Here is a 25,235-nt window from a genome sequence, read left to right on the forward strand (position 1 = left end):
CCGCCTCATTACGGATTAACTTTTGTTTTAAATTGCTGCTGCCCGTCTTTGTATTCCAAAATGGCCGCTGATTTGACCGGGTCATGGTTTTCATTGAGCGTCAGCGTGCCGGAGACGAGCTGCAAATCTTTCGTTTGCGCCAGCGCGTCTTTAATTTTCACCGGATCGGCGCTGCCGGCCCGCTTAATGGCATCGGCCAGGAAGTAGGCTGTATCATAGCCAAGCGCGTTGAACGCATCCGGGGCCTTGTTGTATTTCGCTTTAAAGGCTTTCACAAACTCTTGAATTTTCGGATCCGGGTCGCCGGACGAATAATGGTTGGTAATGTACGTGTTGTTCAATGCGTCTTTGCCGGCAATTTCAACAAGCTTCGGCGAATCCCAGCCGTCGCCTCCCATGATCGGCACGTTCAAGCCAAGCTCGCGCGCCTGCTTGACGATGAGGCCGACTTCTTCATAATAGCCCGGCAAGAAAATGAACTCCGGATTTTTGGATTTGATGCGCGTCAGCGTCGCACGGAAATCGGTGTCTTTCGCGACATATGCCTCTTCAGCGACAATTTTGCCGCCGCCTTGGGTGAACGCGTCTTTAAACGAAGCGGCCAGCCCTTTCGAATAATCGCTTGAGCTGTCGATCAAGACCGCCGCGTTTTTCACTTTCAAGTCATTCAGCGCAAATTTCGCCGCCACGGTTCCTTGGAACGGATCGATAAAGCACGTCCGGAAGACGAACTCGTTCACTTTGCCGTCTTTGTTCGTGATCGTCGGGTTCGTGCCCGTCGGCGTAATGAGCGGCACTTTATTGTCATTGGCGACTTGCACTTGAGCGAGCGTGTTCGTGCTCGTCGCCGAGCCGATGATGGCGACGACTTTGTCTTGGCTGATTAACTTGATCGCGCCGTTCGTCGCTTCGGCCGCTTCCGATTTGTTGTCGACTTTCACCAACTCCAGCTTTTTGCCATTGATTCCTTCTTTGTTGATTTCCTCAAGCGCCAAGTCCAGCCCCTCAGCGATCGACTGGCCGTACGAAGCGACCCCGCCGGACAGCTCGAGGTTGGCGCCGATTTTAATCACATCGCCGCCTCCTCCGCCGCCGTTTCCGCCTGAAGAACTGCCGCCTTGCTGGTTGCTGCCGCAGCCGGCCATCAAGCCCGCTGTCAGCATCAATGAGAAAAAGACTCCTGCCATTCTTTTTTTCTTCACTTGTTTTCCCCCCATTGTTCAAAATGTTCTGTCACGAAAGCGCACCGCCTTTCGTCCCAGGCCATACGGACAAGGCCTGCCCGCCTTGTGCGCTCGTCCGCCGCGCCGGATGGCGCAGCGAAATGATGTATGCCTTCCGATGCCAGCCGTTCATTCCCCCTCTCAAACCGCTATGTAAATAATAAAACTATTTTCAATTTAATATAATATTACAAAATTTACAGCGGCTCGTCTAGTTCTTTTCTATTTGAAAAACAAAAAAGCTGTTTCCTCTTGACAAGCGCCAGAGAAACAGCCAAAGCCCCTTTGCCGGGAAGAACACTTTTTTTGCATAACATTTCCATGTTTCTGTCAAAACCATTCCCAACGGCGAACGCGGGCCTCCGTCAACCTAACGGCGGGCGAACACTGGCCGCAAAATAAGCTCTGCTTCTAGATGGGCGGTGATGGTATGAAAAATGAGGCTCAACTTGAAAACCCTTATCAACTCCACTCTTCTCTCTAATCGAGAACGATCGATTTAGGAAAATGACGGCCGCCGGCCTTTTAGAGGCGCGCATTGACAGCCTTTCCCGCTACCGCTTCGGAAGCTGGATGGACGGACCCACTTGACCGCCGTTTTTGTTGTAAAATTGCGGCACTTCTCCCGGAATGAAGCGCATCACAACTGGAATATCCGTTGTCACATTGGAAATTTTCGATGCAAAAGGAATGACGACTTGGATGTCGACCGATACATGAATGTCAATTTCAATAAAAAAACTGTTAATATCATAGGCTCGAATTTCTTTCGTCACTTCCGAGTCGACATTGCCAACGATCTGAAACTGCACCGGAATGCGCGGGCCGAGATTGGCTAAAAGCGCATTGTTCGTCACTTGCCCGAGCGGAATGTAATAAATGATGCCGCGGCTGTTTCCAGTGCCGGACTCGACTTCGGGAAGCACCATTCGTTCAATCCGCCCTTCTGTCGCCGCCTTTAAACTTTCCATCACATAATCGTCCGTTTCCGATAAGATGCGGTTGATCACTGCGGTGTCAAAATCGACCGACACAATTTTGCCGCTTTCGTCCTTTTGAACCGTAACCAGCTGCCGAAATTCTGGATTGTCTTTTTGAAACTGCTGCTCAATGGCATTATTGATCACCAAGTTGGCAATCCGCTTCGTTTCCGTTTCAGCGATTTCCATCAGCACCGGTTTAATGCCTTTATTCACAATCCAAAGGCTGGCCGCCGTCGAAAACATAAAAAAAACGAACGTCAATAAAAACACATAGCGGAACGGGAGCGGCCCTCTCCGCACGAATCGGGGGCGCAGCAAAATGAAAATCCCTCCTTTACAAGCTATATGTATGCTTGCAAGGAGGGAGATTTTCACCACATTTTCAACAGTGCGTCTTTTCCTTTCATTCCCTGTTCAATGCCGAGCTCCAAAGCGGCGACTGTCACCGATTCGAGCGGCGCCTCAAGCAACTGTTCAATCGTGCGCACCCCGACCGCCCGTCCGGCGATAATGCCACGATCGCGCAATTTCTCATTCAACAGCGCCACATCGAGCGCCCCGCACATAATGTACCCTTTTTCACTCGCCACCGCCAACAAATTCGTTTTCGGCAGCTGGACAGACACAGCAATAAACGGATGCCCCTCTATGATGATCGGCTTCACTTCGACCATCGCCGCAGCCACACTCCTTTCCATACTCCAATGTATGAAGCATGAAAAAAGAGGTGCCTGCCTATTGGGCCAATTTCCAAGCGAGAAGATCGCGCAAAAACTCGGGCATGTAATACGTTTTCTCCGCCGCCCGCTGAATCTGCGGATAAAAATGGCCGATCGCAAACATATCGATCGTCGCCACCTCATACGTGCGATCCGGATCGAGCAGCTCGCCATTGATCGTAATGCGGCGGATATGCCATTGCCCATCCTCCTCGAGATCGGCCTCAATGTCCACGCCGTCGTACACCATTTCCCCCATCACTTCGCCGCGGAAGCCAAATCCTTTAAACCGCAAATGCTTCATCCGTTCCGTGTTGGCCTCAAGCATAATCTCTTTGAGCTCCGCACCGCGCAGCTTCACCTTGCACGGGTTGAGCGGATGCGGACAAATGCGGTGCAAGTCTTTTTTTGTCACGGGACCTTTAGAAAGCGGCGCCAGCAGCACGCCGGCGTTGACCATGCCGATTTCCGCTTGACACCATTCACGCAAAGCGGAAGCGAGCAAATTCGCAAGCGGCGACGGAGCGAACCAGTCCAGCGGCAAGTCATCATGGAGCACAGCGACTCGTTCCGCTTCGAGCCGCGCCAAGCTTTCCTGCTCAAGGCAAACAAGATGGCGCTCGACCTCTTCGGAACGTGGCAATGGTTCGACATCCACGACCGTCGCGGATGCCCTGGACAGCTGGTTTTGGTTAATCTCCAGCTTAACAACCCCAACATATTTTCCGTATTTCCCCGCCGCGCAAAGCAACGTTTGATTCAATGTTTTTCCTTCTGGAAAGACATGGTGGGTGTGAGCGCCTAAAACAATATCCACGCCCGGGATCGTCGCAGCGATTTTTTCATCCTCATTCACCCCAAGATGGGACAGCACAACGACGCAATCTGCCTGCCGCTTCACTTCCTCCACCGCCGCCGCCAACAGATCAAACGGCGGGGCGACTTTCCAACCGAGCAGCTCGTAAAATTTCACAAACGGAGCGGTGGCGCCAACAACCCCAACGCGAAACGTCTCCGTCGCCGGGATGACGACATACGGAAGCGCCCAATGCGGACGTGCGCCATCTCGGCGAAACAAATTGGCGACAACGACCGGAAACCGAGCCCGTTCGTACAGCGTATCCAATTCATCATAATCAAGGGTGATCCCTTCGTTGTTGCCAATCGTCACCGCATCATAGCCGAGATCGTTCAATAAGTCCACATTCGCTTTTCCGCGCGTCGCCTCGGTAATCGGATGCACGCGGTCGAGAAAATCGCCGACATCAAACAAAAGCATCGCCTCGTTGCGTTCGCGATGCTCTTGCCGCCGCTCCGATAAGAAGCGGGCGATTTGCGGCCAATGTTCAAAATGGCTGTGCACGTCGTTCGTATGATAAATGTAGACGGTTTGCTTCAATGCGCAAGCCTCCTTGGTTACGACAAACTTTCGATCACAAGCCGAAGGCCAAGCAAAACGAGCACCATCCGAAGCACGACGACAAGCATCCGGCTTGGCATCCGCTTATTGATCCACGCCCCGGTTTTCGCGCCGATCCATACGCCGGGAATGAGGGCAAGGGCAAACCACCATTGCACATTTCCCATCGCGACATGGGTGAGAGAGCCGACGAGCGAGGACAAAAAAATCATCAACATCGACGTGGCGACCGCGACATGAGGCGGAAAGCGAAACAGCACGATCATCGCCGGCACCATGAGCGAGCCCCCGCCGATGCCAAACAAACCGCCGAAAAAGCCGACCACAAACGCAATGGCGATCGCCGTTGCCGGATGATAGCCGTAAACTGCCGTCTCTCCGTTCCGATCCATATACGTGCGTGTCACCCGCTGCGCCCACCACTGTTTTTTCAATGTTTCTTCCGCTTCTGTCTCAGGAATGGCTTGCTCCCGTTCATTCTCCGTCGTCGCCGCCGTCTCGTCCGCCGAGCGTTTCGTTTTCTTCTGGCTCAGCGACAAAAACAGCGACATGGCGATTAAAAACAGCCCAAAATACAACGAAAAATGAGCGGCGCTCAACGTATTGTTCATCCAAGCGCCGATGACCGCTCCAGGAACGCTGCCAAGGCAAAAGAGCAAGCCGCTTTGATAGTCGACCATTTTGTCTTTCATATACGACAATGTGGACGATAAGCCATTAAAAATAATGACGACAAGCGACGTGCCGACCGCCGTTTGCGGCGTCACAGCCGAGAGCCAGCCGAGAGCGCCGAAAAACAAAAGCGCAGGCACGATGATCACCCCGCCGCCAAGACCGGCCAAACTGCCGACCGTCCCCGCGATAAAGCCGATCAATAAAAGCAACATATATGCCATTTTGTCTCTCCCCCCGCTTCAAAACAAACCAAGCTGCCGCGGCGCAAGGCCCGTGTACTCAATGCCAAGCAAATCGATCAATTGTTTGGCGTTGTCGGCGGCATCGCCGCCGGAGTTGTTGTTAAATAGCACGTAAATCTGTTTCGTTTTTTTCTTTAATGCCTCTATATGGCTCGCCCACTCTCGCAGCTCGCGCTCATTGTACCGGTATAAATAGCGGACGGCGCGCCAGTTGTCTCCTGCCGTCGCCTTGTTCCACCCGTGGACATTCCGTCCGTGCAGGCGGATGAGCGTCTTTTCCCGATCGGTCGGATGCAAAACGGTGGGCACCGACCCTTCCCCTGCCTGCGGCTCGTCGCAAATCGTGTTGATCCACCCTTCTTCTTCCATAAAACGGAGCGTTTTGTCATAAAAGCGCGGCGAAAACCACGACTGATGGCGGAATTCCAACGCAACGGGCACGTCCCCCATGCGCGCCTTCACCCAGCGCAAGTACGCCACATGCTCGCGCCGGCAGTCAAACCAAGGCGGGAACTGAAACAGCACCATCGCCAGCTTGCCCGCTTCTTGAAACGGCGCGATCGATTCCAAAAACGCGGCAAACATCTCTTCCTTGCTTTCATACGGAATCGGGCCGCGCTCATGTCCGGTCATTCCTTGGTATGCTTTGACGATGAACTGAAACGACGGCGGCGTCTCGCGAATCCATTTTTCCACGTTGGAATGCGGCTGAATAGCGTAAAAGTACGAATCGACCTCGACCGTCGGAAAATGGGCCGCATATTCCAGCAATTTGTCTTTCGCGGCAAGGCCGGGCGGATACAAGCTGTCATGATCCCCCCAACCGGTCAGTCCGATGTAAATCATCCCGATCACCAATTCGTTCGATTTCCAGCTATCTTCACTATACCATATGCGCCACCGTCAGGAAATAAAAATGACCGCCGCACCACCAAGGGGCAGCGGCGGTTTATAAAGAACAAAAAAGTCAATATTTACAATCTCATGAAGCAGCCGAAAACGAAAAAATGGATCGAAGTCACCACCGGCGCGGTCATGATCGGGTTTGGCATCAAATTGGCGCTTGAAAAAGTCCAGCGTTAAACGAGGAATAGGACGCAACGAAACGAAGCTGCCCAGTATGACAAAACAAATAATGCAGGGGGAGCGCTCTTGTTCAGGCGCTCCCCCCTAAAAAACATGAATCCTCCGTGAAGGGGTGAAACGACTTGCGACGCGGCAGGCAGCTGATTAGTGGGGGCCTGCCTTAGCGCTTCCGGATGTGCGATTCATCCGATCATTGGAAAGAATAAGCACCAGCCGCGCCCCGTTTTGTTCTGTTCCGATATGTTCTCCAAGTCCACCCACAAAGACCATACGGGTGAAACACCCGCTCACAGGTGCTCCACCCTTGATCCATCAAGCTTATCCGATGCTCCCTTCCATCTCGAACTTGATCAAGCGGTTCATCTCGACTGCGTATTCCATCGGCAGCTCTCTTGTGAACGGCTCGATGAAGCCCATGACGATCATTTCCGTCGCTTCCTGCTCGGAAATGCCGCGGCTCATCAAGTAGAACAGCTGCTCTTCCGACACTTTCGACACTTTCGCTTCGTGTTCGAGCGACACGTTGTCGTTTAAAATTTCGTTGTACGGAATTGTATCCGATGTCGACTGGTTGTCGAGAATCAACGTGTCGCATTCGATGTTCGAGCGCGAGCCAGACGCTTTGCGGCCGAAATGAACCATCCCGCGGTAGGTGACTTTGCCGCCTTGTTTTGAAATCGACTTCGAGACGATCGTCGACGATGTATTCGGCGCCAAGTGGATCATTTTCGCCCCGGCGTCTTGGTGCTGGCCTTTGCCAGCGATGGCGATCGACAGCGTCAAGCCGCGCGCCCCTTCGCCTTTTAAGATGACGGCCGGATATTTCATCGTCAGCTTCGAGCCGATGTTGCCGTCAATCCATTCCATCGTCGCGTTTTCTTCGCAGACGGCGCGCTTCGTCACCAAGTTAAAGACGTTGTTCGCCCAGTTTTGGATCGTCGTGTAGCGGCAGTACGCGCCTTTTTTCACGATGATCTCGACGACTGCGCTATGGAGCGAGTTCGTCGTGTAAATCGGCGCTGTACAGCCTTCGACGTAATGGACGTGCGCCCCTTCGTCGACGATGATGAGCGTTCGTTCAAACTGCCCCATGTTTTCCGAGTTGATGCGGAAGTACGCCTGAAGCGGCGTATCGACTTTGACGCCTTTCGGGACGTAGATGAACGAACCGCCCGACCAGACGGCCGAGTTGAGCGCGGCAAATTTGTTGTCCGTCGGCGGCACAACTTTGGCGAAATACTCGCGGAACAAATCTTCGTTTTCCTTCAGCGCCGAGTCGGTGTCTTTAAAGATCACCCCTAATTTCTCGAGGTCTTCTTTCATGTTATGGTACACAACCTCGGACTCGTACTGCGCGGACACGCCGGCTAAATATTTTTGTTCCGCCTCTGGAATCCCTAATTTATCGAACGTCGCTTTGATCTCCGCCGGCACTTCATCCCATGAGCGGCCCGATTTTTCCGTCGGCTTGACGTAATACGTAATTTCATCAAAATCGAGGCTTGACAAGTCGCCGCCCCATTGCGGCATCGGTTTGCTGTAGAAGATGTCGAGCGCTTTTAAGCGGAACTCGAGCATCCATTGCGGCTCGTTTTTCATCCGCGAAATTTCTTCGACGACTTCGCGCGTCAAGCCGCGTTGGGCGCGGAAGACGGAGACGTCCTTGTCGACGAAGCCGTACTTGTATTCACCGATTTCCGGGGCTTTTTTCGCCATCTCGGTTCACCCTCCTTCATGTTCATTGATTGTTGAGCCCTTTTTCGAGCGCTTTCCACGCCAATGTCGCACATTTGATGCGGGCGGGAAATTTGGAAACGCCTTGGAGCGCCTCGATGTCGCCAAGGTCAACGGAATCGTCGTACTCTTTCCCTTGGATCATGTCGGAAAAAATGTGGGCGAGCCGAAGCGCTTCCTCCACCGTTTTTCCTTTGATCGCCTGCGTCATCATCGACGCCGACGACATCGAAATCGAACAGCCTTCCCCTTCAAATTTGACGTCGGCGACTTTTCCGTCCTCGACTTTCATCGTCAAGTGGATGCGGTCGCCGCACGTCGGGTTGTTCATGTTGACATCGACGTTCGTTCCTTCAAGCACCCCGCGGTTGCGCGGGTTTTTATAATGGTCCATAATGACTTGGCGGTAAAGCTGATCCAGCGGATGGTTAGAAGACATGGCTGAAGTACTCCTTCGCTTTCTGTAATGCGGCCACAAACCGGTCGATTTCCTCTTTCGTGTTGTACAGATAGAAGCTGGCTCGGGCGGTCGCCGTCACATGAAGCCATTTCATGAGCGGCTGGGCGCAATGGTGGCCGGCGCGGATGGCGATTCCTTCGGCGTCAAGGACAGTCGCCACATCGTGCGGATGCACCCCGTCGATGTTGAACGTGACAAGCCCCGCCCGCTCTTTCGGGCCGTAGACGGTGACGCCTTCGATGTCCGCCATTCGTTCAAGCGCATATTGCGCCAGCTCGTGCTCATGGGCGGCGATGGCGTCCAAGCCCACTTGTTCAAGGAAATCGATCGCCGCCCCCAGCCCGATCGCCCCGGCGATGATCGGCGTGCCGCCTTCAAACTTCCACGGCAGCTCTTTCCACGTCGAATCGTACAGATCGACGAAATCGATCATTTCCCCGCCGAACTCGATCGGTTCCATCTGCTCAAGCCATTTCTTTTTGCCATATAATACGCCGATTCCCGTCGGCCCGCACATTTTATGGCCGGAAAACGCCAAAAAGTCGCAATCGAGCTCTTGGACGTCGATTTTCATATGCGGAACGCTTTGCGCTGCGTCGACGACGACGACCGCTCCGCGTTCATGGGCGAGGCGGGCGATCTCCCGCACCGGATTGATCGTCCCGAGCACGTTCGACACATGGGCGATGGCGACGATCTTCGCCGCTTCAGTGATGGTCGCTTCGACATCGCCCCAATCGATCGTGCCGTCTTCCTGCAGCGGAATGTATTTCAGTGTCGCGCCCGTTTGCTTCGCCAGCTGCTGCCATGGGATCAAGTTGCTGTGATGCTCCATGTACGTGATGACGATCTCGTCGCCTTCTTTAACATTGGCGCGCCCGTAGCTTGCAGCGACCAAGTTGAGCGACGCCGTCGTGCCGCGCGTAAAAATGATTTCCTGCGCCGATTGGGCGTTTAAAAACCGCCGCACTTTTTCGCGCGCCCCCTCGTACGCGTCAGTCGCTTTCGTCCCAAGCGTATGGACGCCGCGATGGACGTTCGAGTTGTATTCGCGGTAATAGCGGTCAAGCGCCTCGATCACCGGCAGCGGCTTTTGCGACGTCGCCGCGCTGTCAAAATAAATGAGCGGATGGCCGTTCACTTGTTGGTGCAAAATCGGAAACAACGCGCGAATTTCATTGACATTCATGATTGAACTTTCCTTTCAATCACTTCAATTAATTGGTTTTTCACGCCTTCAAGCGGAATCGCCTCGACAACCGGTGCCAAAAAGCCGTGGATGATGAGCCGTTCCGCGTCGCGTCTCGGAATGCCGCGGCTCATTAAGTAATACAATTGAATCGGATCGACGCGTCCCACCGATGCCGCGTGGCCCGCCATGACGTCGTCTTCATCAATGAGCAAAATCGGGTTCGCATCGCCGCGCGCTTTTTCGCTCAACATCAACACGCGCGACTCCTGCTCGGCGTTTGATTTCGACGCGCCGTGCTCAATTTTGCCAATGCCGTTGAAAATCGAGGTCGCGCTGTCACGGACGACGCCGTGTTTTAAAATGCTTCCTTCTGTATGCTTGCCATAATGAATAACGCTGGTCGTAAAGTTTTGCACTTGCTCGCCGCGGCTGACCGCGACCGTTTTCGCATCGCCGAACGAGCCGTCGCCGACAAGGCGGGTGATGTTCTCGGAGACCGTGTTGCCGTCATTCATCAGCCCGAGCGCCCATTCGATCCGTCCGTCGCGCCCAGCGATGCCGCGCCGATTGACATACGTCGTTGTGCCTTTTGCCAAATGGTCGACGGCGGCGAAAAAGACGCTTGCGTTCGCTTGGGCAAACACCTCGGCGACCACATTGGCGACTGCTTTTCCTTCCCCGTTTGCCGATATATAGTTTTCGACAAACACGACGCGGCTGTTGTCTTCCGCGACGACGATGACATGGTTGAACAAGGCGATGTCATCCTCATCTTGAATGTAGACGGCTTGAAGCGGCGTTTCGATCTCCACGTTTTTCGGAACGTAAACGAACACGCCGCCGTTAAACAGCGCCGCATGGAGCGCGGCGAGGCGGTGCTCATCCGGCTTGACCGCCGTCATAAAATAGTTTTTCAGCAAGTCGCCATGCTCGCGCGCTGCTGTGAAGATGTCGGTGAAAATGACGCCTTTTTCTTTCAACTCATCGGACAGCGACACGTACGCCGGCGTATGGTTGCGCTGCACGTACAAGTTTTTCGTTCCTTCGCCTGCTTCAATGAGCGCCTTGACCGCTTCCGGCAAATCGTCAAGACCATCATACGGCGCGCTGTCGACCGTGTGGCGGGCGAACTCGGTGAAATTCCATTTGTCGATTTTCGTCTTCTCCGGTTTCGGAAGCGGCAGCCGCTCCGCCAGCTCAAGCGCCTCAAGGCGCCGCGCCGTCAGCCAGTCCGGCTCGCCGCGCCCGCTTGAGAACGTGCGGATGTATGATTGCTCGAATGGGATTTTCGTTTCTGTCGCCATAATCCTCCTCCTAACGCTTACGCTTCTTGTCCGACCGTTTCGTCTTCGATGCCAAGCTCTTTTTTGATCCAGTCGTACCCTTCCGCCTCAAGCCGCTGCGCCAGTTCCGGACCGCCCGATTTGACGATGCGCCCTTGCATCATGACGTGCACGTAATCCGGCGTGATGTAGTTCAATAACCGTTGGTAGTGAGTGATGATCAAACAGCCGAATTCGCTGCTGCGCATTTCGTTGACGCCTTTGGCGACAATTTTCAGCGCGTCAATGTCCAATCCGGAGTCGATCTCGTCCAAAATGGCGATTTTCGGTTCAAGCATCATCAGCTGCAAAATTTCGTTCCGCTTTTTCTCCCCGCCCGAGAATCCTTCGTTCAAGTAACGGTGCGCCATATCCGGGTTCATTTCAAGAAACGCCATTTTTTCATCAAGCTTGCGGATGAATTTCATGAGCGAAATTTCGTTGCCCTCCCCAAGCCGGGCATTGATCGCAGCGCGCAAAAAGTCGGCGTTCGTCACTCCGCTGATTTCGCTTGGGTATTGCATCGCCAAAAACAGGCCGGCGCGCGCCCGCTCATCGACTTCCATCTCCAAGACGTTTTGGCCGTCAAGCGTAATCTCGCCCTCGGTCACCTCATATTTCGGATGGCCCATAACCGCCGATGCCAGCGTCGATTTCCCCGTCCCGTTCGGACCCATGATGGCGTGGATTTCCCCGCCTTTTACTTCCAAGTCCACTCCTTTTAAAATTTCTTTTCCCTCCACGGAGACGTGAAGATTTCGAATCGTCAATACTGCCATGCAGCATACCTCCAATTCCCGCTTGAAAGTAATCGTAGCTCGCTCATCTTCTAGCGATCGCTCATTCTCAATTTATTCTCATTATAATTTTATAACAAATGAAAACTGCCTGCAACTTTCTCGCTCTGTTTTCACTATGACCGTGTGAAAAAACAGCGCCTTTTACTATTTTACACGAAAACCTCAAGCTTGTACGAGTTTTTGCAAAAAAAAAAAAGACCCCGTTTTTTCCGGAGTCTAGTGAGCCGCTCGCAACTCGCCGAGGCATTCCTGCACAAGCGTCACCGCCTGGCTCATCGCCGCCCCGCCGCCAAACGCGGCCGCCACCGCGCATGCTTCCAAAATTTCTTGTTCCGACGCCCCTTCATCAAGGCAGCCTTTCGCATGGTAAATCGTGCAATACTCATCTTGCGCGGCCACGCTGATGCCAAGGGCGATCAATTGTTTTTCTTTTTTCGACAGCGCCCCTTCGGCAAAGCATGCTTCCGTAAAGGCGTTAAACCGTTCCGCCACGTTCGGAAGTTTTTGGGTGAACGCCCCAAGCCCTTCCTTATAGTGGCGAAGCGCCGTTTCGACCGACGCATATGTTCCGTTGTTCATCTTCGTTTTCCTCCTTTGCTCGTTTCAGTTGTTAGTATGCATGGAGGAAAACGAAATTAAACAACGAATTGTATTGAGAAAAAGGAGGAGATAACCATGGCTCGTTGGTTTGTCTTTTGGCTGACTGCCGTTGCCGTTTCATTCATCGTTTGGCTGGGCATCGCCTCCATGTGGAACGAGCAAGGAGACGGAGAGCTGAGTCTGGCGGCGGTGATCATGTTGCAAAACTGCGCCATCATCGTGATGCTCGCCGCCGTGCTGGCGCGCTTGAACGGTCGATGAAGCAGCGGAAAAGCAGGTTGACCACGGCGCCCTCGCATTGAGAACCGTTTTGAACGTTGGAGCTTTCTTCGGGCAAGGGGGCGGCTTTTTTGGGACAAATAAAGAAACGGAAGCGAAATGCTCCCGTTATTGATTGGTTTCCGCCGCTGGAATGACGGCGCCGTGGTATTTTTCTTTGATGAAGTCTTGAATTTCTTTCGATTGCAGCACTTCGACAAGCGTTTTGATTTCTTTCCGGTTTTCATCGCCTTTGCGCACCGCAACAATGTTCACATACGGATTATTTTTCGGCGACTCAACGGCGATCGGGTCTTTCGCCGGATCCAAACCGGCATCAAGCGCATAGTTGGCGTTGATCAGCACGGCATCGCCTTCGCCGTTTTTGTAAATTTGCGGAAGCAGCCCAGCGTCGACGTCGGCCTTAAATTTCAAATGTTTCGGGTTTTCCACGATGTCGTTGACCGTCGCTTTCGTTTTATCGACACCCGGTTTCAATTTAATGAGCCCTTTTTCTTGCAGCATCGACAAAATGCGGCCATGGTCGGCGACCGAGTTGCTCATGATGATCGTCGCACCGTCCGGCAGTTCTTCAATGCTTTTGTATTTTTTCGAGTATAAGCCGATCGGCTCGATATGAATGCCCCCGGCGTTGACGAAATCATAGCCGTATTCTTTCTTTTGCGATTCTAAATACGGGATGTGTTGGAAGTAGTTGGCATCTATTTGCTTCTCCGCCAACGCTTTGTTCGGCAAGATGTAATCTTGGAATGTGATGATCTCCAAGTCGATGCCTTTTTTCTTCAAAATCGGTTTCGCTTTTTCCAAAATTTCCGCATGCGGCACGTTTGAGGCGCCGACTTTCAGCTTCACCAAATTGCCGTCTTTGCCGCCTTCCGCGTTGTCGTTCTTGTTGCCGCCGCATGCCGCCAAAGCCAAGACGAGAACGGCCGCGAGCAGAGCGCCAAGCCATTTTTTCATCGAGTTCTTCCTCCTTTATCGTTTATCAATTTTCGAAGTGACAAAGTCACCGATAAACTGAATGACAAAGACAATGATAAGCACCAATACGGTCGCGACAAACGTCACATCGTTATGGTTGCGCTGGAACCCTTCCAAATACGCCAAGTTCCCAAGCCCGCCGGCGCCGATGGCTCCAGCCATCGCTGTGTAGCCGACAAGCGACACCGCCGTGACGGTAATGCCGGAGACAAGCGCCGGCAGCGATTCGGGCAAGAGCACTTTCCAAATGATTGTCCACGTTGAGGCGCCCATCGCTTGGGCTGCTTCGATGACTCCTTTATCAATTTCGCGAAGCGCGATTTCGACCATGCGGGCGTAAAACGGCGCAGCTCCAATGACCAGAGCCGGCAGCGCCGCATTGGCGCCAAGCATCGTCCCGACGAGCCATGTTGTAAACGGAATGAGCAAAATGATCAAAATAATAAACGGAATGGAGCGGAAAATGTTCACAAACGCAGCAATCACTGTATTGACAAACCGGTTTTCCCACAGGTTTCCTTTCGCTGTCAAAAACAACAGCAAGCCAAGAACGATCCCGAGGACGAAGGTGGCCGCCACCGCCACTCCCGTCATATACAGCGTCTCGACCGTCGCCGCCCACATCGTCTCCCATTGCACGTTCGGCAGGAGGTCAGCGAGCATCTTGAATCACCTCCACCGCCACTTGCTGGCGTTGAATATAGTCAAGCACCCGGTCGATTTCATCCTTCGCTCCGTCGAGGTGCACGAACAACACCCCATAGGCGCCTTGATGGGTTTGCGAAATTTTCCCTTGCAAAATGTTGACATCAACAGCAAACTGCCGCACCACTTCGGTGATGAGCGGCTTTCCGGCGGCTGCGCCGACGAACGTCAGCTGGGCGATCAGCCCGTTCGGGTATTGGCCAAACAAATGGGAAATCGCTTCTTCCGTCTCCTCAGGCTCGATCAATTGTTGGACGAACCGCTTCGTAATCGGCTGCTGCGGGTGGCGGAACACATGCAGCACTTCGCCTTGCTCAACGATTCGGCCGCTTTCCATCACGGCGACGCGGTCGCAAATTTTGCGGATGACGTGCATTTCATGGGTGATGAGCACAATCGTCAGCCCAAGACGTTTGTTGATGTCAACGAGCAAGTCTAAAATCGCATCGGTCGTCTGCGGGTCCAACGCCGATGTCGCCTCGTCGCAAAGCAGCACTTTCGGATTGTTCGCCAGCGCGCGGGCAATGCCGACCCGCTGTTTTTGCCCGCCACTCAGCTGCGACGGGTAGGCATCCTCGCGCCCGGAAAGGCCGACAAGCTCGATCAATTCACCCACCCGCTTGTTCCGCTCCTCTTTCGGGACGCCGGCAATTTCAAGCGGAAAGGCAATGTTTTCCCTGACGGTGCGCGACCAAAGCAAGTTGAAATGCTGAAAAATCATTCCGATTTCTTGGCGCGCCTTGCGCAGCTCTCGGCCTTTGATGCGCGCCATATCGCGTCCGGCGACAACCACCCGGCCGCTCGTCGGCTTCTCGAGCCCATTGAGCAATCGAATGAGCGTGCTTTTCCCCGCGCCGCTGTAGCCGATGATGCCGAAAATTTCCCCTTCGCGAATTTCAAGCGACACGTTGTCGACGGCCGTGACCGAACCGTTGGCCGCTTGATAAATTTTCGTCACTTGTTCTAATGCAATCATTGTTTCACCTTCCTTTCTCCCAAGGCAGCAGAGCACAAAAAGAAAACCTTTCTGCCCGCAGAGAACAGAAAGGTATTGTTCACCATTCCGTCTCTTATCTCTCAAAGCAGGCCGCTTTGTGTGAATTGGCACCATTTCAGCGCATGCGCTGACGGTTGCCGGGCTTCATTGGGCACATCCCTCCACCTCTCTTGATAAGAGCGCAACAATCGTCTATTCAATTATTACAAATCTGATTGTATCATCACTTGTCGAACGCTGTCAACAAATTTTTCACCCAACATGCCGATACGGTTTGGCCAAATGGAGGAGCGACTCAAGCAGTAGCAGATGGCGGAAGCTTCCTGACACGTACACTTCTTGCAGCCGCACGAGCTGCTGCAGCTTCAATTCCCCGTTCAACAACGACTCGATCGATGCTTTGGAACCTTTAATCGTCAATGTCTTCCGTTCATCGTGTTCCCTCTCCGCCGCAGCAGGCTCTTTGCCAACCATCAACAGCACGGTTTCATCCCCGCTTTCAAAGCGAACGCACAGCTGTTCATCCGGCAAAATCGGCAACAAATGGCGCAACCCTTGCATCCGTTCCACGAATTGCCCGACCAATTCGCGCATTTCCATGGACATCCCCCTCCTCCATTCCTTATATTTCTTTCACTTCCATTCTGAAGAGGGGAAATCCTTTACAAAAATCTCGACAACCCGTTGACGAATGAGCGCCGTTTTTGTCATTTCCCAAGAAATGTGTCAAACAGCGTCAAAAAAAGGCGAATCACTCGTCCGGCAAGCAGGCTTGAATCACTTCATACAAATACGGAACGGAGTGAAAGGCATACCACTTGCCCGCGATCGTTCCATCCCTAAAAAGAAGCAGGCACGGAACGCTTTCGATTTTCCACGCAGCCGCCTGCTCAGGAATATAGTTGATGTCCGTTTCATAAAACGGCAGCGCCGGAAACAACTGCTCCACCACCGTGAGCATCCGCCGCGCCAGCTGGCACGTGCCGCACAGCGGGGTATACAAGTAAAGGGCCAGAAGCGGCTCTCCTTCCACCACTCGTTTGACATCGTTTCGATCGATCGCTTTCACTCGCCTCTCCCTCTCATCAGCCATTCGATGCGGACGTCGAAATCGGCGCGCAGCAGCACTTGCGCCAAGTGCCAAATCGGAGCGGCCGCGACTTCACGGTACGCCCGGTCAATGTAAAGATGCTCCGCTTCTGGAAGCATGCGGCGAAACTGCCGGCGCAATTTTTCTCCCGCCTCATCGGCATCCGCCAGCAAGTACACATCATATCCTTCCAGCTCATCAGCCCATTCTTCCAAACGCGCGTCACTGATCGTGCCGTTCGTGCAAAGGATGACGACAGGCTCATTCAGGACAGCCGCCACTTTTTGCTTGTCCGATCGCCCTTCCACAATGATCACTTTTTCCACGCGTCGCATGTCCGACCCACCTAACTTCGAAAGGAGATACGATATTGTATGCCCCGCGCCGGCGAAAGGTGGAAAAAGAAAAGCAACGGCATCGCACCGTTGCCTTTCAACACCAGCCCGCTTCCCCGTCGCAGTCGACATATTTTTGGTCCGGTTCAACGGTAGCGGTCACCTGTTTGAAAATTCGCCCGTTTTGTTCGATATATCCATGTTTCAACGGGACGGCCGCCGGAAGCGGAAGGCGCCCGATGAGCTCTCCTTCCTCGTACAAGTCCAGCGAGCGGCCGTTCAGTTTGCCGATGATCCGGTCCGTGACATCCATGTGCTTCGTTTGCAACACCACAGCGAGCACCCCTTTTTCATCAAAATTCCGGTATGTATAGAGTGCCCGAATGGAAGCGAAGATTGCAGGAACGTTTATCCTTCGTTGATCATCGCTTCGTACTGCTCAGCCGTCAACAAGTGGTCCATTTCGCTCAAATCGTTCGGTTTGACGACGATCATCCACGCTTTGTCATAGGGCGATTCGTTCACGTACTCCGGATGGTCGTTCAACGCCTCATTCACTTCAACGACCGTGCCGCTGATCGGCGCATACAATTCGGAGACCGTTTTCACCGATTCAACGCTGCCGAACGGCTCGTTGGCCGCAACCTCTGCGCCCACTTCCGGCAGCTCGACAAAGACGATGTCGCCAAGCTCCGATTGGGCGTAATCCGTAATGCCGATGCGCACGTTCTCTCCTTCCACGCGCACCCATTCATGCTCCTTTGTGTAACGAAGTTCTTTCGGCGTGTTCATCGAATCCCTCCATCGCGACAAAATGTATCCTTTTTCATCATAACCGATTTTCCGCAAAAACTCACTGAATTCACCCGATTTTGCAAAAATTTTTATGCCTTCTTGGCGAAAAACGCCTCGTATTCTTGTTCTCGAAAGCCCACGACAACCCGCTCGCCGTCCGTCAAAATCGGCCGTTTGACGAGCATCCCGTCCGAGGCGAGCCAATCGAGCATCTCGTCTTCCGATGCGCGATCGAGCTTGTCCTTCAAACCAAGTTCGCGGTATTTCATGCCGCTCGTATTGAAAAATTTTTTGAGCGGCAGCCCGCTTTTCCGGTGCAGTTCAGCGAGCTCTTCTTTCGTCAGCGGTTCGTCAACCAAATGCACCGTTTGCACCTCAACGCCGTGTTCATCCAACCATTTTTTCGCCTTCCGGCACGTGCCGCATTTTGGATACCAATAGAGCGTCAACGCCATAGCCACCCCTCCCTTCAAATGATGGATCAACCAACCGCCGCGTGCCTCACCCCTCTTTGAAATGATGGATCGACGATCGCGGCACGGCAAGCCTGTCTTGGCGTCTGGCCCGCCCGAATGAAATGCCCATCAAGCAAAAAGTACCAAGCCGCAGCTTGGTACTTCCTATTATCACACAATATACCGTTCTGCTTCAATGAGCGCGGCGGCCGCTTCGCGTTTTTTCGCGATCACATTGATCGGCGTATGGCGCGTCAGCCGGCGGAGCGCGGCGAGCATCATTCGCAGCGTGTCGCCTTGTTCGACGGCGACGAGCGTTTCTTTCGCATGGGCTTCAATTTCATTGAACGCCTCTTGGCAGAAAATTTGCGTATAAAGAAGTTTTTGTTTGTTTTTCTCTTCCCCGCTCGCGTTGATCGCTTTTTCCGTGCGCAAGAGCGCTGATTCCATCGCGTAAATGTTCGAGACGATGTCGGCGATGTTCACAAGCACTTCTTGCTCTTCTTCAATGCGCTGGCCGTATTTTTGCGCCGCTAAGCCAGCGACCATCAAGGCGATTTTTTTCGCGTTGCGCACGAGATATTTTTCTTGTTCGAGCACGCCCGAACCCGGTTCCTCGGCCGTCATCATCATCAGTTCTTCCTGAAGCTGCTGCGCTTTTTGGAAGAGCGGCAGCTCGCCTTTTAACGCTTTTTTCAAATACATGCCCGGCACGAGAAGGCGGTTGATTTCATTCGTCCCCTCGAAAATGCGGTTGATGCGCGAATCGCGGTAAGCGCGCTCAATTTCGTATTCCTGCATAAAGCCGTACCCGCCGTGGATTTGCACGCCTTCATCCACGATGTAATCGAGCACTTCCGTCGCGAAAAACTTGTTGAGCGAACATTCGATGGCGTATTCGGCGATCGATTTCGCCACTTCTTTTCCGTCTTTCGCCTTTTCCGCATCCAAGAGTCCCATCCGCTCATCGAACAAGCCGACTGTGCGGTAAACCGAGCTTTCGGCGGCATACAGGCGTGATGCCATCGTCGCGAATTTTTCCTGCGTCAATGTAAACTGCGAAATCGGCCGTTTGAATTGTTGGCGCTGATTGGCGTATTTGAGCGTGATCTCCAACGCCCGTTTCGCGCCGCCGACCGCCCCTAACCCAAGCTTATAGCGGCCGATGTTCAAAATGTTGAAGGCGATGACATGGCCTTTTCCGATTTCGCCGAGCACGTTTTCTTTCGGCACCGGCACGTCTTGCAAAATGAGCGTCCGCGTCGACGAGCTTTTGATTCCCATTTTCTTTTCTTCAGGACCGGTCGACACGCCTGGGAAATCGCGCTCAACGATGAACGCCGTGAAATGCTGGCCGTCGACTTTCGCATAGACGACAAACACATCAGCGAATCCAGAGTTGGTGATCCATTGTTTTTCACCATTTAAAATGTAATGCGTGCCTTCCGCGTTCAGTTTCGCCGTCGTTTTCGCGCCGAGTGCGTCCGAACCCGACCCCGGCTCCGTCAAGGCGTAGGCAGCGATTTTTTCGCCGGTCGCCAAATACGGCAAATATTTTTGTTTTTGCTCTTCCGTGCCAAACAGGACGATCGGCAGCGAGCCAATCCCGACGTGCGCCCCGTGCGAAATCGCAAAGCCACCGGCCGGAGCCATATGTTCCGCGATGATGGCCGAGCTCACTTTATCCAAGCCCAATCCGCCGTATTCTTCTGGAATGTCGGCGCTCAACAAGCCGAGCTCGCCCGCTTTGCGGAGCAGCTTCACAGAGCGGTCAAACTCATGGTTTTCGAGATGCTCGAGCTGCGGGAGCACCTCATTGTTGACATACTCGTCCGTCGTTTTGGCGATCATGAGATGTTCGTCGGTGAAATCTTCCGGCGTAAACACGCGCTCGGCCGAAATGTCTTCGATCAAAAAGCTGCCGCCTTTGATCGCTTCTTCGATTGTTTTCGCCATCGTTGTTTCCTCCCTCGAAATTCAGATTGATGATCCGGGCGGCGTTGCCGCCCGGGAAATAGGCGTTCCATGCAACCGGGCAAATGCGGAGGCATGCCTCGCGCGAGCTGATGTGGAGCCCGCTCGCTTTCGGCTGCCGCTACAACAGTTCAAACACGCCGGCTGCGCCCATGCCGCCGCCGATGCACATCGTGACGATGCCGAACTGCACGTTGCGGCGCCGCATTTCGTAAAGCAAAGACAAGGTCAGTTTCGCGCCCGTGCAGCCGAGCGGGTGGCCCAGAGCAATCGCGCCGCCGTTCACATTGACAATGTCCTCATCCAACCCGAGTTCGCGGATGACTTGGATTGATTGCGAGGCGAACGCTTCGTTCAGCTCGATCAAGCCGATGTCGGACAGCTCAAGACCGGCCAGCTTCAACGCTTTCGGCACCGCCGCCACCGGGCCGATTCCCATCACTTCCGGCGGCACGCCGGCGACCGCGAACGACCGGAACTTGCCGAGGGGCTTCAAGCCGAGCGACTCCGCTTTTTCGCGATCCATCACCATGACCGCCGCCGCCCCGTCGCTCATTTGCGACGCGTTGCCGGCGGTGACCGTGCCGTTCACCGCAAACGCCGGGCGCAGTTTCGCGAGCGTCTCCATGTTCGTATCTGGGCGTACGCCTTCGTCTTTAGCAAAGACGATTTTCTCTTCGACGAGTTTGCTTCCTTCCACTTTGCGCACCGTCACTTCAACCGGCACGATTTCTTCATCGAACTTTCCTTCGGCAATCGCCTTGGCGGCGCGCTGATGGCTGCGCACGGCGAACGCGTCTTGGTCTTCGCGGCTGACGCCGTATTTTTTCGCCACTTGCTCGGCCGTGTGCCCCATCGACATGTAGTATTCCGGCGCTTCTTCCGCCAAGCGGGCGTTCGGGCGGACGACATGCCCCATCATCGGCACCATGCTCATCGATTCAACCCCGCCGGCGATGACCGTGTCGGAATGGCCGAGCATCACCCGTTCCGCTGCATAAGCAATCGCCTGCAAGCCGGACGAGCAATACCGGTTGATCGTGATCGCCGGCACGGTATACGGCAGCCCGGCGAGCGCGCCGATGTTGCGGGCGATGTTCAATCCTTGCTCCGCCTCCGGCATGGCGCACCCAATAATGAGATCGTCAATGTTTCCTTCATAGTTCCCCGCGCGCTTGATCGTTTCTTTCACGACGAGCGCCCCTAAATCGTCCGGCCGCACATGGGCGAGCGTCCCTTTTTTCGCCTTTCCGACCGGTGTGCGCGCACCTGCGACAATAACCGCTTCTCTCACGCCAATCCCCCCTTGATCTCCCCCGCTTTAGTTGCGGAGCGGTTTTCCTTTCACAAGCATATGCTGCATGCGCGCTTGCGTCTTCGGCTCGCCAATTAGGCTCAAAAACGCCTCGCGCTCGAGATCGAGCAAATATTGCTCGTCGACTTCCGTTCCGTATGGCACCTTGCCGCCGGCTAGAACATACGCCAGCTTTTTCGCAATTTTCAAATCGTGCTCGCTGATGTAGCCGGAATGGAACATCGACTGCGCCCCAAGCAGCATGGCGGCATAGCCGCTTTCGCCGGCGACCGGCACTTTTTTCCGAACCGGCGGCCGGTACCCTTCCTCATACATCGAGAGCACCGCCTGTTTCGCTTCATACAGCAGATGGTCGCTGTTCATCGTGATGCCGTCGCGGTGATTCAAAAAGCCAAGCTCGCGCGCTTCCGCCGCTGACGTCGACACTTTCGCCATGGCGATCGTTTCAAATACACTGGCCGCGATTTTGACGTAGTCGACGTCGACCCCGCGCGGCAGGCTGTTCAACCGTTTGATGTACAGCTCCTTGTTGCCGCCGCCGCCCGGAATCAAGCCGACGCCGACTTCGACGAGCCCGATGTACGTCTCGGCCGCCGCCTGGATGCGCGAAGCCGCCAGGCTCACTTCCGCCCCGCCGCCCAACGTCATGGCAAACGGCGCCACGACGACCGGCTTCGGATTGTATTTCATTTTGAGAAGCGCTTGCTGGAACTGGCGAACGGCAAGTTCCAATTCAAAAAAGTTTTCGTCTTGCGCCTCCATGAGCATCATGGCAAGGTTGGCGCCGACGCAGAAGTTTTTCCCTTGGTTGCCGATGACAAGCCCTTTGTAGTTGCGGTTGACTTCCTCAAGCGACTCGTTGATCATTTGGACAATATCAGCGCCAATCGCGTTGTTCGGCGAATGGAACTCGAGAAGCGCCACGTCATCACCGAGGTCAACGAGGCTCGCTCCGGCGTTTTTCTTGATGACGCCGCGCGCTTCTTTCAGCCGGCGGATGTGGATGACTTTTTCGTTTTCTTCTACTGTTTTATACCCGCCCGGCGCATAATAGAACAGCCGGCCGTTTTCCGTTTTATAGAATGATGTGGCTCCGTCGGCGAGCATGTCCGTGATCCACGATGGGATGTCGCGCCCTTCCGCCTGCATTTTGCGCACCGACTTCTCAAGGCCGATCGCATCCCACAGTTCAAACGGGCCTTGTTCCCAGCCGAACCCCCACTTCATCGCCCGATCGATCGCCACGATGTCGTCGGCGATCTCTCCGACAAGACGGGCGGTGTACAGCAATGTCGGTGCGATGATGTTCCAAAGGAGCGTTCCCGCGCGGTCGCCATCGGCATACACGAGCGTTTGCAGCTTGGCGGCCGCTCCTTTCGCCTGCTTCGCCATCTCCACCGCCGGGGTGACAAGCTTTTTGCGCGGCTCGTATTGCATCGTGACGTAGTTCAGCTCGAGAATGTCTTTTCCTTGCTTGACAAAAAAGCCTTGTCCGGATTTGCTGCCGAGCCAGCCGTTTTCAAGCATCGTGTTCATAAACTCCGGCACGCGGAACGCCTCTTTTTCTTCCCCTTCGACGTTTTCATACACGTTGTTGGCGACATGCACGAACGTATCGAGCCCGACGACGTCAAGCGTGCGGAACGTCGCGCTTTTCGGCCGGCCGATGAGCGGCCCCGTCACCGAATCGACCTCGCCGACGCTGTAGCCGCCTTGCATCATCTCGCGGACGGTGACAAGCAAGCCGTACGTGCCGATCCGGTTGGCGATGAAATTCGGCGTATCTTTCGCCATGACGACGCCTTTGCCGAGAACATCTTCGCCGAATGTTTTCATGTAGGCGACGACTTCCGGATCCGTATGCTCCGTCGGGATGATCTCAAGCAGTTTCAAATAGCGCGGCGGATTGAAGAAATGCGTGCCTAAAAAGTGTTTTTTGAAATCGTCGGAACGCCCCTCCGCCATCGCGGCGATCGAAATGCCGGATGTGTTCGAGCTGACGATCGTCCCCGGCGTCCGCACCTCGTCAACGCGGGCGAAAACCTCTTTTTTCACTTCCAGCTTTTCCACGACCGCTTCAATGATCCAATCGACTTCCGCCAGCCGGTGGAAGTCATCCTCGAAGTTGCCCGTTTCAATCAAGGCGATGTTGTCTTTGGACATGAGCGGCGCCGGTTTTTGCTTGAGCAGCCTTTCGATCGCCTGGTTGGCGAGGCGGTTGCGCACTTGTTGATGTTCGAGCGTCCAACCTTTTGCTTCTTCCTCTTTTGTCAATTCCCGCGGCACGATATCCAACAGAAGCGTCGGAATGCCGACGTTCGCCAAATGGGCGGCAATGCCAGAACCCATGACGCCGGAGCCAAGCACCGCGGCGCGCCGAATGCGTTTTGCCATTTCGGTTCCCCCTCACACCATTGAATGAATGGTCATTCATTTTTTGATGAAAAAAATATCGTTGAAACCGCTCTCTATAACTAAATATATAGTATGTTAGTAATTTTCGCAACATATTTGCCGCACATTTTTCCCGACATTGCGCTCCGAAGTTTTGCCCATACTAACGTTCAGGAGGTGAGCCACCGATGGCCCGGTTGAAAAAAAATCCGTCTGAACGCGGCGTCAGCGCCGCGAGCGTGAAAGGAAACGCCGGCCCGACGGTCGAAGCCGACGGCGGCGGCAAGCGGACGAGCCAAAACCAGCAATACAAAAAGCACAACATGCAAGGGGACTGACGCCCATGGCGTCAGTCCCCTTGCCGTTGTGCACATCCGAGATCGGCGCCGGCGTTTTCCTCTGTTTTGCGCCCCCTACTTGCGGATGATGCCTTTTAAAACAAACGCCACGTTGGCCGGACGTTCGGCGAGCCGGCGCATAAAGTAGCCGTACCAGTCCGTGCCGTACGGAACGTACACGCGCATCGTATATCCTTCGCGCGCCAGCTGCACTTGGCGCTCCGGGCGGATGCCGTACAGCATTTGGAACTCAAACTGGCTGTTGGGAATGTTGTATTCTTTGACGAGCTGCTTCGTATATTCGATGATGGCGTCGTCATGCGTCGCTACAGCTGTATAGTTGCCATTTAGCAAATGCATTTTGATGATCTTCTTAAAGTTCTCATCGACATCTTTTTTATCCGGAAACGCCACTTCAGGCGGCTCTTTGTACGCTCCTTTGACGAGCCGCAAGTTCGGGCGGTACGGCTTTAAGTCTTCAATGTCCTGCTCAGTCCGGTACAAATACGCCTGCAGCACCGTGCCGACGTTGTCGTATTCTTTTTTCAACGTTTTAAAAATGTCAAGCGTTTTTTGGCAGCGCGAATAGTCTTCCATATCGATCGTCACAAACACGCCGCGCTGTTTTGCCGCATCCAAAATGCGGCGCATGTTGCGCATGACAAGGTCATCGGAAATGTCAAGCCCCATCGATGTCATTTTCAGCGACAGCTGCGAGTTCAACTTCTCCCGACTGATCGCCTCAATCGCCTCCAAGCAATGGCGCGCCATCTCATTCGCTTCCTGCTCATTGTCGACAAACTCGCCCAAATAGTCGACCGTGACCGCCAACCCTTTTTCGTTGAGCTGGCGGATGACGCGCACCGCTTCCTCGATCGTTTCGCCGGCGACAAACCTCGACGCGCCGAAGCGGAGGCCGTATCGTTTCGCCCATTTCGTCAACGTTTTATTTTTCGATAAGAACAGAAAAAAATCGCGCATCAACTGCTCCACTGTTGCAAGCCTCCTTGTATGGAAACGCATTCACCATCCCTTATTGTACCATGTTTCCGTTCTATTGAATATGTTTTTTCCTGACGTTTTATTTTTTATTTATGTATAATTTTCCACTCGTTGGACAA

Annotated in this window: 28 protein-coding genes, 1 pseudogene and 1 riboswitch; of the genes and pseudogenes, 3 read left to right on the top strand and 26 right to left on the bottom strand. The window is 54.0% G+C overall.

Features of this window, described 5'->3' with window-relative positions:
* Positions 1-8 precede the first annotated feature (8 nt).
* From BJQ97_RS14680 to BJQ97_RS14705, 7 genes are all read right to left on the bottom strand, one after another.
* Positions 9-1,202, bottom strand: a complete 1,194-nt coding sequence (locus BJQ97_RS14680; RefSeq protein WP_160157132.1) for an ABC transporter substrate-binding protein — start codon at positions 1,200-1,202, stop codon at positions 9-11.
* 31 nt (positions 1,203-1,233) lie between these two features.
* On the bottom strand, positions 1,234-1,356 hold the full coding sequence (locus BJQ97_RS17970) for a hypothetical protein (RefSeq protein WP_268892807.1): 123 nt from the start codon (positions 1,354-1,356) through the stop codon (positions 1,234-1,236).
* Between the two features lie 421 nt (positions 1,357-1,777).
* Positions 1,778-2,524: a sporulation protein YunB gene (gene yunB / locus BJQ97_RS14685; protein ID WP_160157133.1), complete on the bottom strand. Its 747-nt coding sequence runs from the start codon at positions 2,522-2,524 to the stop codon at positions 1,778-1,780.
* A gap of 53 nt (positions 2,525-2,577) precedes the next feature.
* Positions 2,578-2,880, bottom strand: coding sequence for a YunC family protein (locus BJQ97_RS14690; protein WP_160157634.1), 303 nt, complete (start codon positions 2,878-2,880; stop codon positions 2,578-2,580).
* A gap of 61 nt (positions 2,881-2,941) precedes the next feature.
* The gene (locus BJQ97_RS14695; protein WP_160157134.1) at positions 2,942-4,324 is read right to left on the bottom strand and encodes a bifunctional metallophosphatase/5'-nucleotidase; all 1,383 of its coding nucleotides are present in this window, start codon (positions 4,322-4,324) and stop codon (positions 2,942-2,944) included.
* Positions 4,325-4,341: 17 nt separating this feature from the next.
* Complete coding sequence (locus BJQ97_RS14700) at positions 4,342-5,241, bottom strand: sulfite exporter TauE/SafE family protein (protein WP_160157135.1); 900 nt, start codon at positions 5,239-5,241, stop codon at positions 4,342-4,344.
* A gap of 18 nt (positions 5,242-5,259) precedes the next feature.
* The gene (locus BJQ97_RS14705; protein WP_160157136.1) at positions 5,260-6,108 is read right to left on the bottom strand and encodes a DUF72 domain-containing protein; all 849 of its coding nucleotides are present in this window, start codon (positions 6,106-6,108) and stop codon (positions 5,260-5,262) included.
* 126 nt (positions 6,109-6,234) lie between these two features.
* Here BJQ97_RS14705 and BJQ97_RS18190 point away from each other — a divergent pair.
* Positions 6,235-6,345: pseudogene (locus BJQ97_RS18190) on the top strand (LysE family translocator); the annotation flags it as partial.
* 321 nt (positions 6,346-6,666) lie between these two features.
* Here the strand turns inward: BJQ97_RS18190 and sufB are convergent.
* The 6 genes from sufB to BJQ97_RS14740 form a co-directional block, all read right to left on the bottom strand.
* Positions 6,667-8,064, bottom strand: a complete 1,398-nt coding sequence (gene sufB / locus BJQ97_RS14715; RefSeq protein WP_011232461.1) for a Fe-S cluster assembly protein SufB — start codon at positions 8,062-8,064, stop codon at positions 6,667-6,669.
* Between the two features lie 22 nt (positions 8,065-8,086).
* Entirely contained in the window at positions 8,087-8,521 is a 435-nt protein-coding gene (gene sufU / locus BJQ97_RS14720; protein ID WP_044732531.1) for a Fe-S cluster assembly sulfur transfer protein SufU, read from the bottom strand.
* Positions 8,511-9,731, bottom strand: coding sequence for a cysteine desulfurase (locus tag BJQ97_RS14725; RefSeq protein ID WP_160157137.1), 1,221 nt, complete (start codon positions 9,729-9,731; stop codon positions 8,511-8,513). The genes sufU and BJQ97_RS14725 overlap by 11 nt, the downstream gene beginning before the upstream one ends.
* Complete coding sequence (gene sufD / locus BJQ97_RS14730) at positions 9,728-11,038, bottom strand: Fe-S cluster assembly protein SufD (protein ID WP_160157138.1); 1,311 nt, start codon at positions 11,036-11,038, stop codon at positions 9,728-9,730. Before sufD ends, BJQ97_RS14725 begins: the two co-directional genes overlap by 4 nt.
* 17 nt (positions 11,039-11,055) lie before the next feature.
* Positions 11,056-11,835, bottom strand: coding sequence for a Fe-S cluster assembly ATPase SufC (sufC, locus tag BJQ97_RS14735; RefSeq protein ID WP_044732534.1), 780 nt, complete (start codon positions 11,833-11,835; stop codon positions 11,056-11,058).
* Between the two features lie 237 nt (positions 11,836-12,072).
* Complete coding sequence (locus tag BJQ97_RS14740; protein WP_160157139.1) at positions 12,073-12,435, bottom strand: carboxymuconolactone decarboxylase family protein; 363 nt, start codon at positions 12,433-12,435, stop codon at positions 12,073-12,075.
* 96 nt (positions 12,436-12,531) lie between these two features.
* On the opposite strand from BJQ97_RS14740, the gene BJQ97_RS14745 reads away from it, so the two are divergent.
* The gene (locus BJQ97_RS14745; protein WP_236567282.1) at positions 12,532-12,717 is read left to right on the top strand and encodes a hypothetical protein; all 186 of its coding nucleotides are present in this window, start codon (positions 12,532-12,534) and stop codon (positions 12,715-12,717) included.
* A 126-nt stretch (positions 12,718-12,843) separates the two neighbouring features.
* Here BJQ97_RS14745 and BJQ97_RS14750 read toward each other — a convergent pair whose 3' ends face one another.
* The 12 genes from BJQ97_RS14750 to BJQ97_RS14805 form a co-directional block, all read right to left on the bottom strand.
* A complete protein-coding gene (locus tag BJQ97_RS14750) occupies positions 12,844-13,695 on the bottom strand; it encodes a MetQ/NlpA family ABC transporter substrate-binding protein (protein WP_160157140.1) in 852 nt (283 codons plus the stop codon).
* 15 nt (positions 13,696-13,710) lie between these two features.
* Positions 13,711-14,379 carry a methionine ABC transporter permease gene (locus BJQ97_RS14755; protein WP_160157141.1) on the bottom strand — a complete coding sequence of 223 codons (669 nt, stop codon included), beginning with the start codon at positions 14,377-14,379 and terminating at the stop codon, positions 13,711-13,713.
* Entirely contained in the window at positions 14,369-15,397 is a 1,029-nt protein-coding gene (locus BJQ97_RS14760) for a methionine ABC transporter ATP-binding protein (protein ID WP_160157142.1), read from the bottom strand. The genes BJQ97_RS14755 and BJQ97_RS14760 overlap by 11 nt, the downstream gene beginning before the upstream one ends.
* Positions 15,398-15,488: 91 nt before the next feature.
* A riboswitch (SAM riboswitch) is annotated at positions 15,489-15,598 on the bottom strand.
* Positions 15,599-15,670: 72 nt separating this feature from the next.
* On the bottom strand, positions 15,671-16,018 hold the full coding sequence (locus tag BJQ97_RS14765) for a sterol-binding protein (RefSeq protein ID WP_160157143.1): 348 nt from the start codon (positions 16,016-16,018) through the stop codon (positions 15,671-15,673).
* A gap of 151 nt (positions 16,019-16,169) precedes the next feature.
* Complete coding sequence (locus BJQ97_RS14770) at positions 16,170-16,487, bottom strand: thioredoxin family protein (RefSeq protein WP_160157144.1); 318 nt, start codon at positions 16,485-16,487, stop codon at positions 16,170-16,172.
* A complete protein-coding gene (locus tag BJQ97_RS14775; protein WP_160157145.1) occupies positions 16,484-16,843 on the bottom strand; it encodes a toprim domain-containing protein in 360 nt (119 codons plus the stop codon). Before BJQ97_RS14775 ends, BJQ97_RS14770 begins: the two co-directional genes overlap by 4 nt.
* Positions 16,844-16,940: 97 nt before the next feature.
* Positions 16,941-17,177, bottom strand: coding sequence for a YusG family protein (locus BJQ97_RS14780; RefSeq protein WP_044732542.1), 237 nt, complete (start codon positions 17,175-17,177; stop codon positions 16,941-16,943).
* A 74-nt stretch (positions 17,178-17,251) separates the two neighbouring features.
* A complete protein-coding gene (gcvH, locus tag BJQ97_RS14785) occupies positions 17,252-17,635 on the bottom strand; it encodes a glycine cleavage system protein GcvH (protein ID WP_044732543.1) in 384 nt (127 codons plus the stop codon).
* 92 nt (positions 17,636-17,727) lie between these two features.
* The gene (locus BJQ97_RS14790) at positions 17,728-18,093 is read right to left on the bottom strand and encodes an arsenate reductase family protein (protein WP_044732544.1); all 366 of its coding nucleotides are present in this window, start codon (positions 18,091-18,093) and stop codon (positions 17,728-17,730) included.
* A gap of 171 nt (positions 18,094-18,264) precedes the next feature.
* Entirely contained in the window at positions 18,265-20,049 is a 1,785-nt protein-coding gene (locus tag BJQ97_RS14795; RefSeq protein ID WP_160157146.1) for an acyl-CoA dehydrogenase family protein, read from the bottom strand.
* Between the two features lie 139 nt (positions 20,050-20,188).
* Positions 20,189-21,361: an acetyl-CoA C-acetyltransferase gene (locus tag BJQ97_RS14800; RefSeq protein ID WP_066228084.1), complete on the bottom strand. Its 1,173-nt coding sequence runs from the start codon at positions 21,359-21,361 to the stop codon at positions 20,189-20,191.
* 27 nt (positions 21,362-21,388) lie between these two features.
* Positions 21,389-23,776: a 3-hydroxyacyl-CoA dehydrogenase/enoyl-CoA hydratase family protein gene (locus BJQ97_RS14805; RefSeq protein ID WP_160157147.1), complete on the bottom strand. Its 2,388-nt coding sequence runs from the start codon at positions 23,774-23,776 to the stop codon at positions 21,389-21,391.
* A 188-nt stretch (positions 23,777-23,964) separates the two neighbouring features.
* On the opposite strand from BJQ97_RS14805, the gene BJQ97_RS14810 reads away from it, so the two are divergent.
* Entirely contained in the window at positions 23,965-24,114 is a 150-nt protein-coding gene (locus tag BJQ97_RS14810; protein WP_011232479.1) for a YuzL family protein, read from the top strand.
* A gap of 75 nt (positions 24,115-24,189) precedes the next feature.
* On the opposite strand, the gene BJQ97_RS14815 is transcribed toward BJQ97_RS14810, so the two are convergent.
* The gene (locus BJQ97_RS14815; protein WP_160157148.1) at positions 24,190-25,107 is read right to left on the bottom strand and encodes a proline dehydrogenase family protein; all 918 of its coding nucleotides are present in this window, start codon (positions 25,105-25,107) and stop codon (positions 24,190-24,192) included.
* Between the last annotated feature and the right edge of the window lie 128 nt (positions 25,108-25,235).

This window comes from Geobacillus sp. TFV-3 (assembly GCF_009901865.1).
GTDB classification, from domain to species: Bacteria; Bacillota; Bacilli; order Bacillales; family Anoxybacillaceae; genus Geobacillus; species Geobacillus thermoleovorans_A.